The 16215-nt window shown below is 60.2% G+C and carries 14 protein-coding genes; 8 read left to right on the top strand and 6 right to left on the bottom strand.

The annotated features are described in order from the left end of the window. Window positions 1-42: 42 nt before the first annotated feature. Window positions 43-402: a DUF1304 domain-containing protein gene (locus RAE21_RS10045; protein WP_313881238.1), complete on the bottom strand. Its 360-nt coding sequence runs from the start codon at window positions 400-402 to the stop codon at window positions 43-45. Window positions 403-500: 98 nt separating this feature from the next. Between RAE21_RS10045 and RAE21_RS10040 the strand changes: the two genes are divergently transcribed. Continuing rightward, window positions 501-1136, top strand: coding sequence for a TetR/AcrR family transcriptional regulator (locus tag RAE21_RS10040; RefSeq protein ID WP_313881237.1), 636 nt, complete (start codon window positions 501-503; stop codon window positions 1134-1136). A gap of 82 nt (window positions 1137-1218) precedes the next feature. Here RAE21_RS10040 and RAE21_RS10035 read toward each other — a convergent pair whose 3' ends face one another. Both RAE21_RS10035 and RAE21_RS10030 read right to left on the bottom strand, forming a co-directional pair. Continuing rightward, window positions 1219-1500 (bottom strand): GIY-YIG nuclease family protein, encoded by a 282-nt coding sequence (locus RAE21_RS10035; RefSeq protein WP_313881236.1) that lies wholly within the window; start codon window positions 1498-1500, stop codon window positions 1219-1221. Between the two features lie 32 nt (window positions 1501-1532). Next, window positions 1533-7562: an alpha-2-macroglobulin family protein gene (locus RAE21_RS10030; RefSeq protein ID WP_313881235.1), complete on the bottom strand. Its 6030-nt coding sequence runs from the start codon at window positions 7560-7562 to the stop codon at window positions 1533-1535. Between the two features lie 191 nt (window positions 7563-7753). Here RAE21_RS10030 and RAE21_RS10025 point away from each other — a divergent pair, with 191 nt between their 5' ends. The 3 genes from RAE21_RS10025 to RAE21_RS10015 are packed head-to-tail and all read left to right on the top strand — an operon-like array spanning window position 7754 to window position 9839. Further along, window positions 7754-8680, top strand: a complete 927-nt coding sequence (locus RAE21_RS10025) for a DUF3034 family protein (RefSeq protein ID WP_313881234.1) — start codon at window positions 7754-7756, stop codon at window positions 8678-8680. A 30-nt stretch (window positions 8681-8710) separates the two neighbouring features. Continuing rightward, window positions 8711-9166, top strand: coding sequence for a group I truncated hemoglobin (locus RAE21_RS10020; protein WP_313881233.1), 456 nt, complete (start codon window positions 8711-8713; stop codon window positions 9164-9166). A gap of 1 nt (window position 9167) precedes the next feature. After that, window positions 9168-9839 carry a cupredoxin domain-containing protein gene (locus RAE21_RS10015; RefSeq protein ID WP_313881231.1) on the top strand — a complete coding sequence of 224 codons (672 nt, stop codon included), beginning with the start codon at window positions 9168-9170 and terminating at the stop codon, window positions 9837-9839. Between the two features lie 71 nt (window positions 9840-9910). On the opposite strand, the gene RAE21_RS10010 is transcribed toward RAE21_RS10015, so the two are convergent. Genes RAE21_RS10010 through RAE21_RS10000 form a run of 3 tightly spaced genes read right to left on the bottom strand, consistent with a single transcriptional unit; the run spans window position 9911 to window position 12385 of the window. After that, window positions 9911-10960 (bottom strand): sensor domain-containing diguanylate cyclase, encoded by a 1050-nt coding sequence (locus tag RAE21_RS10010; protein WP_313881230.1) that lies wholly within the window; start codon window positions 10958-10960, stop codon window positions 9911-9913. 39 nt (window positions 10961-10999) lie between these two features. After that, a complete protein-coding gene (locus RAE21_RS10005) occupies window positions 11000-11800 on the bottom strand; it encodes an anti-sigma factor (protein WP_313881229.1) in 801 nt (266 codons plus the stop codon). A 9-nt stretch (window positions 11801-11809) separates the two neighbouring features. After that, a complete protein-coding gene (locus RAE21_RS10000; protein WP_313881228.1) occupies window positions 11810-12385 on the bottom strand; it encodes an RNA polymerase sigma factor in 576 nt (191 codons plus the stop codon). Between the two features lie 209 nt (window positions 12386-12594). Between RAE21_RS10000 and RAE21_RS09995 the strand changes: the two genes are divergently transcribed. The 4 genes from RAE21_RS09995 (at window position 12595) to RAE21_RS09980 (ending at window position 16174) form a co-directional block, all read left to right on the top strand. Next, the gene (locus tag RAE21_RS09995) at window positions 12595-13188 is read left to right on the top strand and encodes a ferritin-like domain-containing protein (RefSeq protein ID WP_313881227.1); all 594 of its coding nucleotides are present in this window, start codon (window positions 12595-12597) and stop codon (window positions 13186-13188) included. Next, window positions 13189-13584, top strand: a complete 396-nt coding sequence (locus tag RAE21_RS09990) for a c-type cytochrome (RefSeq protein WP_313881226.1) — start codon at window positions 13189-13191, stop codon at window positions 13582-13584. 35 nt (window positions 13585-13619) lie between these two features. Next, on the top strand, window positions 13620-14162 hold the full coding sequence (locus tag RAE21_RS09985; RefSeq protein ID WP_313881225.1) for a DUF3455 domain-containing protein: 543 nt from the start codon (window positions 13620-13622) through the stop codon (window positions 14160-14162). 140 nt (window positions 14163-14302) lie between these two features. Then, window positions 14303-16174 (top strand): sensor histidine kinase, encoded by a 1872-nt coding sequence (locus RAE21_RS09980; RefSeq protein WP_313881224.1) that lies wholly within the window; start codon window positions 14303-14305, stop codon window positions 16172-16174. Window positions 16175-16215 lie beyond the last annotated feature (41 nt).

Here is a 16215-nt window from a genome sequence, read left to right as displayed (position 1 = left end):
TCGGCAGAACCGCCCCTTCGCTGAAACACAGCGCCGAACTGCTCACAGCCAATAGATGGCTGCTAACCCCAGTACCGCGGGAACAGTCTGGATGTACAAAATCCGCACCATCACCGTCACCGCACCCCACACACCAGCCACCGCCACGCAGGCTAGCCCGAAAGTGGCAAATGCCTTGGCAATCGCCGGGTCAGGGTAGACCAAGCCTAACAAAAGGGCAGCGGCCAAAAAGCCGTTGTAACAGCCCTGGTTGGACATGGCCGCCTTGCGCGACTCCACCTCAGCGGGCGGAATGCCAAATACCTTGACCCCACGGCTCTTGTAGAGCACGGTTTCCAGCAGAAAGATGTACACGTGGATCAGGCAGACCAGCGCGATGAGAACTTGGGCGACTATGGGCATGGAGGTATTCCGGTCGATGGAGTAGATTGATGGAGTGAGTTGGAGAATACATAATCATGTTATGTTTGTAAAGCGCGCCCTTATCATCTTCGCTAGCCATGACTGAAATACCCACCAAACGCGACGGCCGCAAAGAAAACGCCAACGCCACCCAAGCCGCACTGCAAAGCGCCGCGTTGCGCTGGTTCAGCGAGCAGGGCTTTGAAAAAGCACCAGTGGGCAGCATCTGCGCGGATGCCGGCGTGACTGTGGGCGCGCTGTACCACCACTACGGCGACAAAAAAGGCCTGTTTGCTGCGGTGGTGGAGCAGGTGGACGCGCAGCTGGTGCAAGCTGCCATGGCAGCAAGCCAAGCCGTCATTCAAAAGGGTGGCGGTGCTTGGTATGCATTTTTGGCCTCCATCGACACCGTGTTGCAAGCGGGTACGAATGCGCCCATGCGCCGCCTGATGTTGGTGGACGCACCCGCGGTGCTGGGTGCACAGGTGTGGGGTGACATCCGCCAACGGCAGGGTTTAGGCGCCATGCGCGGCAGCATCGCCGCCATACAGGCACATGGCATTTTTCAGGGGCACGATGCAGAGCGCTTAGCCCGCATCGTGTTGGGCGCGCTCTATGGCGGCATGGACTCCCTGCCGGACGATGAAGCTGGGGTGCAAGACGCGTTGGCAGACACCCGGCAATGCCTGGTGGCCATGCTGGAAGGTCTACGAAACAAGGATGCTCTCGCTTAGCCCAACATTTTGAGCACCTGACAGGTCAGAACTGCAAGTACAGAGAGGCAGTGCGTTCAATGTTCGTTGGGTATCTGCTGACTCAAAGTAATTGTTTTCGGTGTGTTTGGTTGTATCCGATAGCAGGATCGTTACTTTTTAGATTGCGGATGAATTCGCTCTCCATTCTTCGAATTTCAAGTTTGTCCATCGATTCGAAGAGGATTTGCTTCCTGAGCACGAAATCTTGAAGTTCAGCTTTGGAGAAATCTTTCTCAACCAGTGAGTTGTCCCAACTACCAAAGTAACTCAGCGAGTGTCCTAAGCCTCCTTCGTCTTTGCCCACATAAATTTTCCCGTTTGGAAAAGTAATTTTGTAAGCCACGTAAAGAAAGAGCCTTGCTTGATCGCATGAATTCATTTCACCCCCACCACTTTTACCCGCGCATTCGGCGCCTCCCCAAACATCTCCGGCGCGTACATCGCTTCCACGCGTGAAGGTGGCAGCGAGAACTCACCCACGTTATTCAAACGGATGGTGTATTCCATCTTCACCACGCCCTTTGGCAAGTATTCGTAATAGCTGCGGAAGGACTCGAAGCTGCGTTCCTCAAATGCCGGCCAACCGTCGCCCTCGCGTTTCTCGCCTTGAGTGGCGATCTCGCTGTCCCGGCCCAGGCCGCTGCCCAGAATCGTGGCGCCGGCGGGCACGGGGTCGGTGATGGCGACCCAGGTCATGTCGGCGCTGGCGTTCACTTCGATGCTGATGCGCAGCACGTCACCGCGCGTGTAGCTGCCGGCGGGGAGGCTCTTGTTGGCCTGCTCCACGGGTGTGATGGTTTTCTTGATCTGGTAGCCCGCAAAGAACGGCGCTTTCAGTTGCACCGCTGCTACGGACTGCAGTGTGAGCCACGGCTTGCCTGCGCCCTGGTGGGTCACGTTCAGCGTGTCTTTGGCTGCAGTTTTGCTCCAGGGCAGGAACATGGTGTTGTTTTTCAGGTTACCCGGAGATGCGGGCGCGCCAAACATCGTGGTCTGGTGCGCAGCGCCGGATGCATCGGTGGTCTTGATGCGTTCTACCTTGCTCCAGTCCACGCTGGCGGTACCCGTGCTCATAGATGCCTTGGTGCTGCCTGCCACCGGCACCGCTTCAAACTTGGAGCTGAATCTCTCCAGTGCCAAGCCGCCCCACAGGTTGGCCGTGGTGGTGTGCCAGGCGCCGTTTTGCTGGCGGCTGATGAAGCCGTTGGCCAGGCGGCCCATGTCGTCTTTCCAGGCCGGGTCGTCGAGCACGCTCAAGATCAGGCGCGCGGTGTTCACGTCGCCGTTTTGCATCAGCCACCACCAGTAGTCGTCCTTCTCGCTGCTGAAGATCATCTTGGTGCCCTGGTAGCTGATGCGGCTGCGCAGGATTTGGTTGGCCTCCGCAATACGCTTGTCACGCTCGGGCACATCGGTCACGCGCTTCAAAATGTTGAGCCAGTCAATCACCGCATGCGTGGGCCACTGGTTGGGTGCGATGGTGATGCTGTTGACCATGCGGCCCTGTGCCTTGCCGTAGCGCGACAGGGCTTCGATAGCTGCCAGCTTGCGCATGTCCAGGTCTTTGCGTGGGCTCCAGAACTCACGCTGGATGCGGCCTTCCACAAAGGCAATCAGGCCACGCTCCATGGGCGCGCGAATTTCGTCGCTCAACGCAAACGCCGGATCAATGCTGGCTGCCTCATGGGTCGCGGCCAGCAGGTAGGCGGTCAGTGTGTCGCTGCCGCGGTTGGCCTCTCCATCGCGCGGCGGGAAGTAGTTTGCCAGGCCGTCGCTGTCCAGGTAGCTCGGTATTTGCGCTGCTACGGTTTGCCACAGCTTGCCGTCGCGCAGGCCCACGCTTTTGCTGGTCTTTTGCTCCAGGCAGGCAAAGGGGTAAAGCGCAAACCAGTCTTTCACGCCCGGCAGGCCTTCGGCCAGCTTGGGCTGCAGCGCCATCTTCAGGCCACCACGGCCGGGCAGGGCGTCGGCAGGCGCGTTGACGTCCATGGTGAGCGGGCCGTCAATTTGCACTAGTGTTGCTTGTTGCACGGTGAGCGGCACGGCTGGAATGATGCGCTGGCGCGCCTTCAGCGCATCGCGCGCGCCGCTGATGGTGTCCTTGGCTTCGATTTCCCACAGGATGGCTTCATTACGCGTCAGTGCAAGCTGGGCCGGTGCGGTCACATTCCATGCAACCTCACGGGCATCTCCCGCAGGTATATCCACGGTTTGTTGCTCTAAATTTAATAGCGTGGCGCGCGGAGTTACCAGTACCTTCATGGCCTGCTTGGTGGTGTTGCGCAGGGTCAGCTGGGCGCGGTACTGGTCGTCTTCGCGCACCAAGGGCGGCAAGCCGCTGATGATCTGCAAATCTTGTGTGGCGCGGATGCTGGTGCTGCCGGTGCCAAACAAGCCGGTGGAGGCATCGGCCACTGCCCCGATTTTGAAAGTGGTGAGCGCATCGTTCAGCGGCACCGTCACTTGGGCTTGGCCATTGGCGTCCAGCTTGACCACCGGCTTCCAGAGCAGCAGGGTCTCCAGCAGCTCACGCGCACCGCTATGGCCGCCACCGCCACCGGGTGCCACGGCCTTGCGGCCATAGTGGCGCCGGCCGATGATTTCCATTTGCGCGGTGGACGTTTCCACGCCCCAGCTGCGCCGCTGCAACATGGCGTCGAGCAGGTTCCAGCTGCGGTTGGGCATCAGTTCCAGCAGGGCCTGGTCTACCGCGGCCACGGCCACTTCGGCGTTGGCAGCCGGTTGGCCGTTGGGCAGCTTGACCGTGATGGTGACCTTGGCCTGGCTGCGCACGGCGTAGCTTTCTTTGTCAGCCTTCACGCTCACCGCCAGCTCATGGGCTTTGGTGCCCACGCGGATTTCGGCTACACCCAAGCGGAAGGCGGGCTTGCTCAAATCCACCAGTGCGGTGGGCGCCACGTACTCCCGCCCCTCGTACCAGAAGCTGGTCCACCATTCTCGCGGGGCCTTGTAGCCCCAGGTGAAAAAGCTGTACCACGGCACCTCGCGCAGGCGGCCGCGCAACACCAGTGCGCTCACATACACATTGGGGCCCCAGCCTTCTTGAATCTTGAGGTGGATGGTCGGGTCCTGGCCGTTGAGCTCCACCACCTCGGTGTGCACAATGCCTTCGCGCTCCACCGCTACCAACGCGGTGGCAAAGCGGAAGGGCATGCGCACCTGGAAGTTGGCCGTCTCGCCAGCTTGGTAGCTTTTCTTTTCGGGCAGCAGGTCGATGCGGTCGTTGTTGTCGCCACCGAACCACAGTTCGCCTTGCTTGGTCACATACACGCTGCTGGCCGCCTGAATGCTGTTGCCCGAACTGTCTTTGGCGGTCACCACCAGCTCGACCTGACCGGCCTCGTTGACCTCGGTTTCGCACAGCAGCAGGCCGCGGGCATCGCTCTTGCCGGAGCAGACGCTACCCAGTTCTTTGGTGCTGGTTTTGTTGTCGTAGGTGTAGAAGCCGCCCACCATGCGCTTGCGCGTGGTGGTGGTGGTGCGGGCGGTAGCTTTCACCTCCAGCGCCACGTCGGCTTGCGGCTTGCCGGACAAGTCCAGGGCCAGTGCGCGGAACTTGATCTTTTGCCCGCTGGAGACCCAGCCCTCGGTCTTGATGCCGGCAATCACGCTGGCAGGCCATAGAGTCTGGGTGCTGCGTATGGTTTGCACTTCGCCGTTGGGGTCGGAGTAGGCGGCTTCCAACAGCAGGTCTTGCGGCTGGCGGCTCTTGGGCACATCGGCAATGGTGAGTTTGCCGCCGCCGTTCTTGTCCAGGGTGATCGGCATTTTGTCGGCGATGACGCGCGCATCAGCGCTGGCAGTGTTTTCTTCTTCGCCTTCATCTGAGCGGGCTTGCTGCCCGGCCTGCGGTGGCGAAAAGCTGAACTCGTTGAAGTCCGCAAAGCTCAGGCCCTTGGCCCGCACCAAGGCCGATACGCGTACCGGCAGGTTGACCGCGCCACCACCGGACACATAGTTGATCTGCACATCCACCGGCACCTGGGTGGCGTTGACCAAGGGCTTTTTCTCGGTGGGGGTGACACGGCCTTCAAGCACCGGCAGGCGGAACTCTTCGACCCGGAATTCGCCGGTGTAAAAGTCCTGCCGCCCATTGCCACGGTTGCTGTTGGTGAGCTGCACCTGGTAGGCGCCCAGCTTGGCGCCTTGGGGGATGGAGAAACTGTTTTCTGCACTCAAGCCCCCGGTGGCGGTTTTACGCCACTCGAGTTGCAGCGCGTATTGCTGGCCGCTGCCCATGTGGGTGATGAGTAGGGTGTCCGGTTTGGCATCCGGCAATCCGAAGCCTTTGCTAGTCTGGGTGCGCAGCACGTGCTTCATGGACACGGTTTCGCCTGCGCGAAGCAGGGTGCGGTCGAAGATGGTGTGGGCGACTTCGTCGGGCAGGGGCTGGCGGCTGGTGGGCACGTTGAAGCGCCAGGGTTCAATGCCGCGGTTCCAGTCGCTCCAGGTAAATGCCAAGTCTTGCACCGTGCCTTTGCCATCGGCCGCAGGCTGGGCGGCGCGAGCGCTCACAAAATAGGCGCTGCTGTAGTAGCCGTCTTCCCCGTTGCAGCGGGGCGCTTGGGGCGACACGCCATTGAGGGTAGCAATGCCCCGGGCATCGGTCTGGCCACGGGCCACTTCTTGGCCCCGGCAATCGGACACCACGACTTGGGCACCGGCCACGGGCTTGCCCTTGTCCAGCGATGTCACCCAGGCGAGCGCATTTTCGCGGCCTAGCTTGAAGTGCACACCCAGGTTGGTCACCAGCGCAGCGGTGCGGACATACATGGTGCGGCTATCGCCATAGCGCGCGTCCAACAGGCTGGTGCCCAGCTTTTGGGAGGCGATCTCCACCACATGGAAACCTGGGGTGAGGGGAATGCCCACCACCTCGAAGGGGCGTGGGTCTTGGCTTTGGGGCTGGGGCAGGTCCAGCGTTTTGGCGCCGGGGCGGCCGTCTAAGAGCGAGAGCATGCGCGTTTGCACATAGTCACGGTCATAAGGGGTAGACGGCTTGGGCAGCTTGGCTCCCAGCTCGCGGGCGGCCTGGCTGCGGGAGATATTGGTTTCGTCGTAGCGCAGCACCTTGCGGTACCAGGCAATGATGTCGGCATCGGTCCCCGGCTGGAAGGTGCGCACCTTGCCGGTAGGCACCTTAGTCGCGGCGCCTTGTGCTGCAGATTTGTCCTGCTCGGCGTTCAGACCCTTGACCTTCAGCGCTGCTTCGATGTTGCGCAAAGTCACCGGCAGCATGGCCACGCCATCGGGCTCGGCAAAGCGCTCCACGATGCCGAAGGGCGAGGCCGCAAACTTGGCCAGCGGCGGCATGGCAGCGGTCGCGGTTTTGAGCGGGAAGCTATCCGCATTGCGCAGGGTGCGGCCGGACGCGTCTTTGAAATCTTTGGGCAGCGTCAGCGTCAGCTGGGCTTGTTCGGGCAGGCCGCCTTCAAAGCGCACGCTGTTGACCACGTTGTCTTCGTCACCGCTGTCTTCTGCCAGCACGGGCTTGAAACTGTTTTTGCCGTCACTCAGGCGAATGGCTTGCAGCAGCTTGGCTGACACGGGCGCATTGAAGCTGAGCTGCAGAGGGCGAATGGGCAGGCAGGCAGCCTGGGCGTTTTCCCGCTCGCAGCTGAAGTTGGCCGCAAAGGGCTCGCGCACCTGGTAGGCAAACTGGCGCTCCACCGTGTTGGGCACACCGGGGGTGGTGCCGTTGGCCGGCGTGGCCACACCCTTGCCGAACATCACACTCACTTTGGCGGATGACGACAGGCGGCGCGCGCAAGTCATGGTCACATACGACAGCGGGTCAGCCTTGGCGTACCCCTCCAATCCTTGGGCCTCCAAGAGCGCCGCGCGCTCTTTGCCCTCAAGCAGGCGGATGCTGATCTTTTCTCCCAGGTCGGATGCCTTGCACCACACATTGGCTTTCACGCTCTCCAGCGTGGCAGGGCCGCTGAGCTGGAGAATGAAAAATTGCTCTTCGTCAATTCGTACCCCTTGGTAGGGCTGGATGCTGCGTACAAAGGGGCCGCCGCTATTGAATTTATAGCTGCTGGCGCTCGTGATATCTGCGCCTTTGGGCGATTTGAACCCTGATTTGACTTGCACCGTGCAGCGCACCCCGGGCGGCAAATCGCGGTCGAAGTCGTAGGCCCACACCCGGTCGTTCACCCAGCGGCCGGTGCCTTGGGTGACTTGGGCGTCGCTGCAGCTCAGGGTGAGCGGGGCTTCGGCCTTGGGGTCGCCGAAGTTGACGGCACTCTCGTCAAACTTGGCTACCAGCTGGCGCACCTGCGCCACTTCGCCCTGTGGCGAAAGGCTGACGATTTGCAGTGCCTGGGCGCTCCAGGCAGAGGCCAGCAAGCCGCAGGCCAGGGCGATGTTTTTTATGTGCATGGTCGCTCCCCGAAAAGTGCGCTCAGCGTAGCCGAAAACAGAGGCTGTCAAGTAACCATCCGGCGCGGTTTGACGGCCGGTTTGGGTTAGATTCAAAATCAGTTGTAACGAGTTGAATCCAAGACGTACTTGGCTGCGTACTGGGCTCAAGAATTCATTTTTTTGTCTGAACCTTCAAACTGGACGCGCCCATGAAACATTTACCCACTGCCATCGCCCTCAGCGCTGCCGCCCTGTGCGGCAGCGCCTTTGCTGACACCGGCAAGCTCTTGCTGACCGGGGGCGTGAGCTCTATTGACGGCGCAGCCGGCGGCGGCCTGACCCCTTGGGCCACCATCGGCACCAACGCCACCGAAGGCGAAATGGGCATCTCTGCCCACGTCAGCCGGGCAACGGTGACCGACTACCAGCTCACCACCATGGGGGTGACGGTTGCTTTTGACGACCGGGTGGAGTTGTCGTACGCGCAGCAAGATTTCAATGCATCGCCCGTCACGGCGCTGAATGGCTTGGGCTTTTCGGTGCAAAACGGCCAGCGCATCAAGATGGATGTGCTGGGTGTAAAGGTCAAGGTCGCGGGCGATGCGGTGCTCAACAGCGACACCTGGATGCCACAAATCGCGGTGGGGGTAGAACAGAAGTCGGTAGATGCCGGCTCCATCAAGCCCGTGCTCGACTTTCTGGGTGCCAAAACCAGCGGTACCGACTTTTATGTAAGCGCTACTAAGCTCTTTCTGGCCAATAGCCTGTTGGTGAACGGCACCTTGCGCTACACCAATGCCAACCAAAACGGTCTGGTGGGCTTTGGCTCCAAAGACCCCGGCACCAACAGCGCCAGCTGGGTGCCCGAAGTGTCGGTGGCGTATTTGCTGAGCAAAAACGTGGCCATCGGCGCCGAGTACCGCGCCAAACCCAACAATCTGCGTGCACTCGGCATGGCTAACAAATTGGACGAGGGACTGCAGGAAGACGCATGGAAAGACCTGTTCATCGCTTGGGCGCCCAACAAGCACACCTCTGTCACCTTGGCCTATCTGGACCTCGGCCGCATCCTGCCGGGTGTGACCTCCAGCCGCAACCAAAGTGGTTACTACCTGTCTGCCCAGTTCGCGTTTTAAGCCGCACCCAAACACACGCAAGGAATCGTTATGAAAACACTCGCAATCGCCGCCCTGGTCGCCCTGAGCAGTTTGGCCACCTTTAACACCCATGCCCAAACTGCAGCCCCCGCTGCAGTGGCCAAAAATGACGCGCTGTACCAGGCACTGGGCGGCAAGCCCGGTCTGCAAGCTTTGATGGATGTGTTTGTGGCCGGTCTCAAGGCCGACAAACGTATCGGCGAACAGTTCAAAGACACCAAGTCTTCCTTCCTGGCCTCTCAACTGGTGGACCAGGTGTGCATGGTGACGGGCGGCCCCTGCAAATACGACGGTGCCGACATGAAGACCGCGCACGCTGACATGGGCATCACCCGTGCCAACTTCAATGCGCTGGTGGAAGTGTTGCAAGTCTCCATGGATGCGCGCAACATTCCTTTCAGCACCCAAAACCAGTTGCTCGCCTTGTTGGCGCCGATGCACCGCGACATCGTGACTGCCAAATAACATGCACATTGCCAAATTCAAGCCGTGCCTCCGGGCCGCAGCGGGTGCCATTTCTTTGCTTTGTGTGGGTCTGGCAGGGGCTGGCACCTTAGAGGTGCTGGTGCTCGACCGTGACGGCAAGCCCACGCCGGACGCAGTGGTCATCGTGCTGCCTGCCGCCAAGGGTGCGCCCCGCAACCCCTTGGCCATGACCGCCGTGGTCAACCAGGAGAAGCAGCAATTCACGCCCGCAGTCACGGTAGTGGGTGTGGGCGCGAAAGTGCGCTTCACCAACAGCGACCCGTGGAACCACCACGTGCGCTTGGGTACACCGGGCGCGCCGGTGGGGGCGTCGGACGGGCAATCGGTCATGCTGGAAGGCAAGCAAGACGGCAAACCGGCGAGTTCGGCGGTTTTCACCATGGACAAGCCGGGCGCCTTGGGCGCAGCCCTGTTGGGCTGCTTTATTCACAGCCGCATGGGTGGCGCCGTGTATGTGGCGGAATCGCCCTGGACCGTTAAAACCAACAGCCAAGGCATGGCCATCCTAGAAGACGTGCCCGAGGGCGCTGCCAGCATCAAGGTGTGGCACCAAGCCCAGTTGGTGGAGAAAGCGCCGCTGCAAGTGAATGTGCAGTCGGCACCCGCAAAGGCTACTTTTCAGCTGGATGTAGCGCCGAGGCGGCGTAGCTAGAGCCTGCTCCCGCATGACCCGCCGCCATAGAGCGGCGGCTCATGCAGTGAACTTGGTGGCGAAGCACCGGTTCACTCTTCAGCAGGCGTGTTGGTATCGAGGTCGTTGCGCACACAGTTACGGCCTGAACGCTTGGCCAGATAGACCGCGCGGTCTGCTTCCATGATGGACTCGGTCAAAGGGCGATGCGCCTTCACCTGCGCGACACCTATAGAGATAGTCACTGGGAGGGGGTCTCGGTTGGACTCCACGGCGATACGGAGTTTTTCGGCCACGATCATGGCTTTCTCGCGGCTGGTTTGCGCCAGGCAGACCACAAATTCTTCGCCGCCCCAACGGATCAAATCGTCGTCTTTGCGAAGCGTGGTTCGCATCAAATGGGCCGTCTTTTGGAGCACGGTGTCGCCCACTGCGTGCCCATAGGTGTCATTGACATTCTTAAAGTGGTCAATGTCGATCAACATCACAAAAGACGCCGGGCCGGTCTCAGACTGGCGCTCCATGCGCCGCTCGATACCGGGCATTGCGTGCCGGTTCATCGCGCCAGTGAGGGAGTCGGTGAGTACCGTGGTTTTGAGCGTTTTGACTTCGGCAGAGGAACTTAGCACCGAAGAAAACAAGTTGCCCAAGGCCTGAAACAGACCCACGCCCATCTGGTCAAAGTAGTCGGGCGTGCCGGTGTAGACCACAAAAATCCCGACCTCTTTGCCGTCTGGGGACGACAGCGGGACAGCGAGTGAATTCGCAATGCCGTACACCGTAGCTGCCTCCCGCCAAGGCGGGAAAGGGGAGTCCGGGGTGATGCTGAATGACTTGATCTGCTGCCCCGTGAGCACCGAGAAGGCGGGGCCGTTCTCGGTTAACGGGTCTCGCAGCACTTTGAGGTTTTTGGCGTATCCGTGGGCCGCACCCGCATAGACCTGCGGGAAGACAAGCAATGAATCCGGATGGCCAAACCAGGTCCACGCCAACAAAATATGCTGGCTGGACTTGCACAGGGTGTCGCAAAAAGCGGCCACCACAGACAACTCACCGCCGAACTGAATCAGATCCGCTGCGCTGGAGATGATGGTCTCCGCAATCGCGGAGCGTTCTGCCGATACGTCTAAGGTCCGGTTCATGGAAAAACCCTGCTTGCAGTTGTCTCGTTTTAGGCCACCTTACAGCATTTTTTGAATCAATGCACCTTTAAAGAGCACCGGGCCGGTCGGGCCGCCTTCACCCGGAACACCACCTTTGGGCTCTAGGCTGATGGCCAGGGTGGGGACGTCGCGCACATCGTTCTCACCGGCAGTCAAGCGCAGTAATTTTTCTCCGCCCAACACACCCAGCGATTTCGGGCCGCTGCCGGGCGGCAAGGCCCAGAGTTGCAGAGATTTGTCGCCCGCTTCCTGGAAGCCGCCGACCCGTTGCAGCGTCAATTTTTTGCTTTTCGGGTCAAAGGTCACCAGCATCGAAGCGGCAGCCTGGTTGTCCGCCAAGACCGCCACGTATTCGATCTGCGGAGTCGCTTGCAGCTGGGTTTGCAGTTTGGCAATCTCGCTGCCCATGTCTTGGCGCAAGTTGACGCCAACTGCAATGGCCGCCACCGTGGCAAACGCACTGGCCGCGCTGATGCCACGCCAGACGGTGAGACTACGCAGCCAGCCTGTGAACAGCCCCGGCTTCTCGTTGGCTTCGGCAGTTGCCGCTGCGGTGCGCCGGGCATAGAGCTGGGCTTGCTCGCGGTCGGCCTTGACGAGGTTGTCAATGCGCGTCCAAACGGCGGAGTCGGGTTGCACACTGGGTTGCAATTCGTTGATGCTGGCAAAGCGGCTTTGCCAAATCAGGGCAGCGGCGCGCACCGGCGCTTGTTCGCGGGCCATGGCCTCAAAGCGGCGGCGTGCACCGCCGCGCAAGGTGCCCAAGGCGTAGCTGGAGGCCAGTCGCTCCAGCAGTTCAGGGTGTTGATGAATTTTCATGGGGTGCCTTCAGGCAAAACGGGCCATGCACGCGCGGAGCTGGTCGAGCCCGCGGCGTATCCATGTTTTAACGGTTCCCAGCGGCAACTGCAGCTGGGTGGCAAGCTCGGAGTGGCTCATGTCGCGGATGTAGGCGAGGTTGACCACTTCCCGTTGCTTGTTTTCAAGGCGACTCAGGCACTGATTCAATGCCCACGCCTGCTCGCTGGCGAGTGCGGTGTCCATGGGCGTGGGGCCTTCACCGTCGAGGGTGTCGGCCAGCACATCGTCAATTTCCTGGGTGAGGTGAGAGCGCTCCGCAGCGCGCCGGCGCAAAAAGTCCAGCGCACGGCTGCGGACGATCAGCCCCATCCAGGCCATGGGCGGGCTCAGGGTGGCTGAATACCCGGGGGCAGATTTCCAGATGTTCAAGAAAGCCTCCTGCAGCACGTCTTCGGCGAATTCGCGCTGGGTGACCACGCGCAGTGCCAAGCCGTAGAGCTTGCCGGCGCATTCGTCATACAGGGCCTTGAGGGCTTGGGCGTCCTGCTGGGCAATGCGTTCCAGCAGACCGATGAGCATGGTGTCGTGGTTGTCAGCATTCATTCCTCCATTGTCAGCTAGAACTCGTTGCGGTTTGTGGCACCCATGTGGATGAGCACCTGTAAACAGTACGCACTAACCCTGAACCCGGATTCACGAAAGTTTTTTTAAAAAAGTTGAATCCGATCCATCAGGCCGGTGCGTATTCGACTCGAGAGCTAGAAATTCTGGTCTCACTGGATTGCACAACCATCAACCGAAAGGAATCCGACATGACTTCCATTATTCAAACTGTGAACGCGACTTCTATTGCATCCCGCCGTGGCTTCCTGGGCCGCACCGGCACCCTGTCCGCAGTAGCGGTGGCTATGTTGGCTGGCAAAGAATCTATGGCTCAAGGTATGGGCGGCGACACCTCCAAGGACGTGAGCATCCTGAACGTGGCACTGGGTCTGGAGCACGAAGCCATCAACGCCTACCAACTGGGCGCTGGCAGCGGCTTGCTGCAGAAGCCGGTGTTGGACGTGGCAGTGCGTTTCCAAGCGGACCACAAAGCCCACCGTGACGCACTGATTGCCACCATCCAAAAGCTGGGTGGCACACCGGTGATGGAAAAGAAGCTCGACGAATACGCCAAAGCCCTGAAGGCAGACACCCTGCGCAACCAAGGCGACGTGCTCGACCTGGCAGCCCGCTTGGAGCTGGGCGCGATCAACGCTTACCTGGGCGTGATCCCTGCGTTTGGCAACAAGGATCTGGCCAAAGTGGCAGGCCGCTTGGCTGCTGACGAGACCATGCACTACATCTTGCTGAACAACGCCATGGGCCGTCCGCTGCCTGCCGGTGCTTTGTCCTTCGGTGCCTAAATGAAAGCGCGCACCCTTTCGATGTGGTGCGCCTTGGCGTGGGCCTTTGCTGGGCCTGCGCTGGCGCAGGCACAAGCAATGGTCCCGTCGGTAAGCCGTGGGCAACAGCTGGTTGAAAGCCGTTGCTTCGGTTGCCATAGTGTGGATTCCAACCGCATTGGTCCCGCATTGGGTGGCGTGGTGGGCCGTAAAGCCGGTAAGGCCGAAGGCCACGACTATTCAAAAGCCCTTGCGGCAGCCACCCATACCTGGACGGTTGCGGGCCTCAAAGCATGGTTAACCGACCCCGAAAAGGTCGTTCCCGGTCAAGAGATGAACTATCGCTTAGACCTTGCGCAGGACAGGGAGGATGTGGTCGCCTACCTCGCCACATTGTCCAAACCCGCCCGTCCCTGATTTTTTAAAACGTTTCTTCTGTCACAGGAATTTTTATGCAAACACGTACCGCTCTCTCCCTGATTGCCTTGGCTGCACTCACCGCTTGCGCCACCCAGCCGATGCGCGCACCTTTTAACCAGGCAGACCTGCCCGCCGCGGTGCAAGTGCCCGCCGGCAACAAAGTGGCCCTGGAGCACGCTGCCGCTGGCGATGTGAATTACCAGTGCCGTGCCAAAAAAGACATGGCTGGCCAGTTTGAGTGGGTGTTTGTGGGGCCTGATGCCGGTCTGAAAGATCGCAACGGCAACATCGTCGGCAAATACTACGGCCCACCCGCCACCTGGGAAGCCAACGACGGCTCCAAAGTGACAGCTACCCAAGTAGCCGTGTCCACGAATGGCACCGCCAACCTGCCATTGCAACTGACCAAGGCCAACCCAGCCACCGGCATGGGAATGATGCAAGGCGTGACCTTTATCCAGCGCGTGGCGACCGTGGGCGGCGCCGCTCCAAGCGCTGCATGCACCAAGGCCAACGAAGGTGCCAACCAGTTGGTGCGCTACACCGCTGACTACATCTACTACAAGGCAATGTAAGTACGTTGCTATCAAAATAAGAGCTGCTGGCGCATATATGTAGTGCGCTAGCGGCTCTTTTTATGCCTGAAAAGAGGGGGCTTGTGTATGTGGAGTTGCCGGGTTTAAGCTGAGGTTTGGCGAACCCAGAAATGCATATCATGCGTTTACCCACCTCACTTCTCAAGCCGAATGTGACGCTGACCAGCAGCGAGCTGAGCATTTTGTTCAGCCGGCTCTTGCGCACGACGACGGCTGCCAGCGTCTTGTACCTGCTGGTGAGCCCCTTGCTCGGCAGCAACATCAACACACTGATTGCGCCAGCGCTCATTTCTATCGCCGGTCTGGTGTGCATCGGTTTGCAGTCCCGGGGCCGGTTCAAGACAGCCATCGCCATGTATGCGTGGATGCTCTGGAGCGTGGTGGCCCTGCAGTCCGCGATTCGTGGCGGGGCACTTAACCCGATACTCAATGTTGATTTGATCGTGATCTTGGTAGCCGGCTGGCTGCTTGGCATGCGCCACGCGCTGCAGTTAGCCATAGCTACGGTGCTGTGGCTCATTGCGCTGCCGGTGCTGCAAGAGGCCGGTTGGATTCACCCGGAGCCCGTGACCAACCCATGGGGCATTTTGTTGGCGCAGGTGGTCATATTGACGGGCGGTTTTTTGTCATTCCGGTTGGTGTTGGGCGCATACCAAGAGCATGTTCAGAATGTGCAGACGCTCAATGCATCACTCGCGGAAAAGTTGGGCGACTTGTCCCGCCAGGAGGCTGCGCTGCGCGAGAGCGAGCAGCGGGTCAACCAAATTTTGCAAGCCAGTCCGCTGCCCATGTTGGTGAGCGAGTTTGAGCAAGGCACCTGCCTCGAGATCAACCCCGCGTGGGAGCGCTCGTTCGAGCGGGCCCGCAAGGATGTGATTGGTCGCACCGCCGTAGAGCTCGGGATGTGGCGTGACGAGTCTTTGCGGCGCGTGTTCAAACAACAGTTTGCCGACAAGGGCCGGGTGGAGGGGTTCGAGGTTCGCCACGACTTGCCCGGTGGTGGGGTACGGACCTTACTGCTTTCGTCCGAGCGTTTTTCGTACGGTGGGCAGTCTTGTGTGCTCACCATTTCTGTAGACGTTACCGAACGCAAGCGGCTCGAGCAAGCGCTCATGGACCTGAATGCCAACCTCGAGCAACGTGTGTCAGAGCGCACCCGTGCCCTGGACGAGGCGAATCAACATCAAACCCAGACCATGGCGAATTTGCAACGCGCGCAAGACGAGCTCATCAGCATCGAGAAGTTGGCTTCTCTGGGGAGTTTGGTGGCCGGCGTTGCGCATGAACTCAACACACCCATCGGTAACGCGCTGATCACCATCAGTGCGTTGCAAGAAAAGAGTGAGCGCGCCAGCCGGGAGGTGATGGCCGGCAGTTTGAAAAAGTCCGCGTTTCAAGAGTTCATGCACAGTTTGGTGGAGGGCACCACACTCTCGCGCCGCTCTTTGGAGCGCGCGGTGAATCTCATTGGCAGCTTCAAGCAAGTCGCGGTGGACCAGGAGTCCGAGCGCCGGCGCACCTTCGATGTCCGCGAGACGGTGCACGAGGTGGTAGACATGCTCAGACCCAGTATGAAATTTCAGCGGCATCAGCTTTCCGTGGAGATACCCGAAGGTTTGCTCGTGGAGAGCTTCCCCGGCCCCCTGGGGCAAGTTGTCATGAATCTGGTCAGCAATGCCATGGTCCACGGTCTGGCAGATCGGGCGGATGGTGCAGTGCAGGTGAGTGCCGCAAGCGCGCCAGACGACAAGTTTTTTGTGTTAACGGTGCAAGACAACGGGTGCGGCATAGCGCCAGAGAATTTAGCCCGCGTGTTTGATCCGTTTTTCACCACACGCTTGGGGCAGGGCGGATCAGGCCTGGGCTTATCGGTCAGCCACCGCATCGTGACCCGCATTTTGGGTGGCCGCATCAAAGTGAGCTCGGTGCTGGGGGAAGGATGTGTCTTCGAAATGACCCTGCCCAAGGTGGCGCCGCAGGTGGTGAATTAAGCCGGTATACTGGTCAAAAAAACAGTATCCCAGCGCACCTA

The sequence above is a fragment of the Rhodoferax potami genome, from assembly GCF_032193765.1.
GTDB classification, from domain to species: Bacteria; Pseudomonadota; Gammaproteobacteria; order Burkholderiales; family Burkholderiaceae_C; genus Allorhodoferax; species Allorhodoferax potami.
Note: the sequence above shows the minus strand (reverse complement) of the source record. Positions and strands in the feature narration are given on the sequence as shown.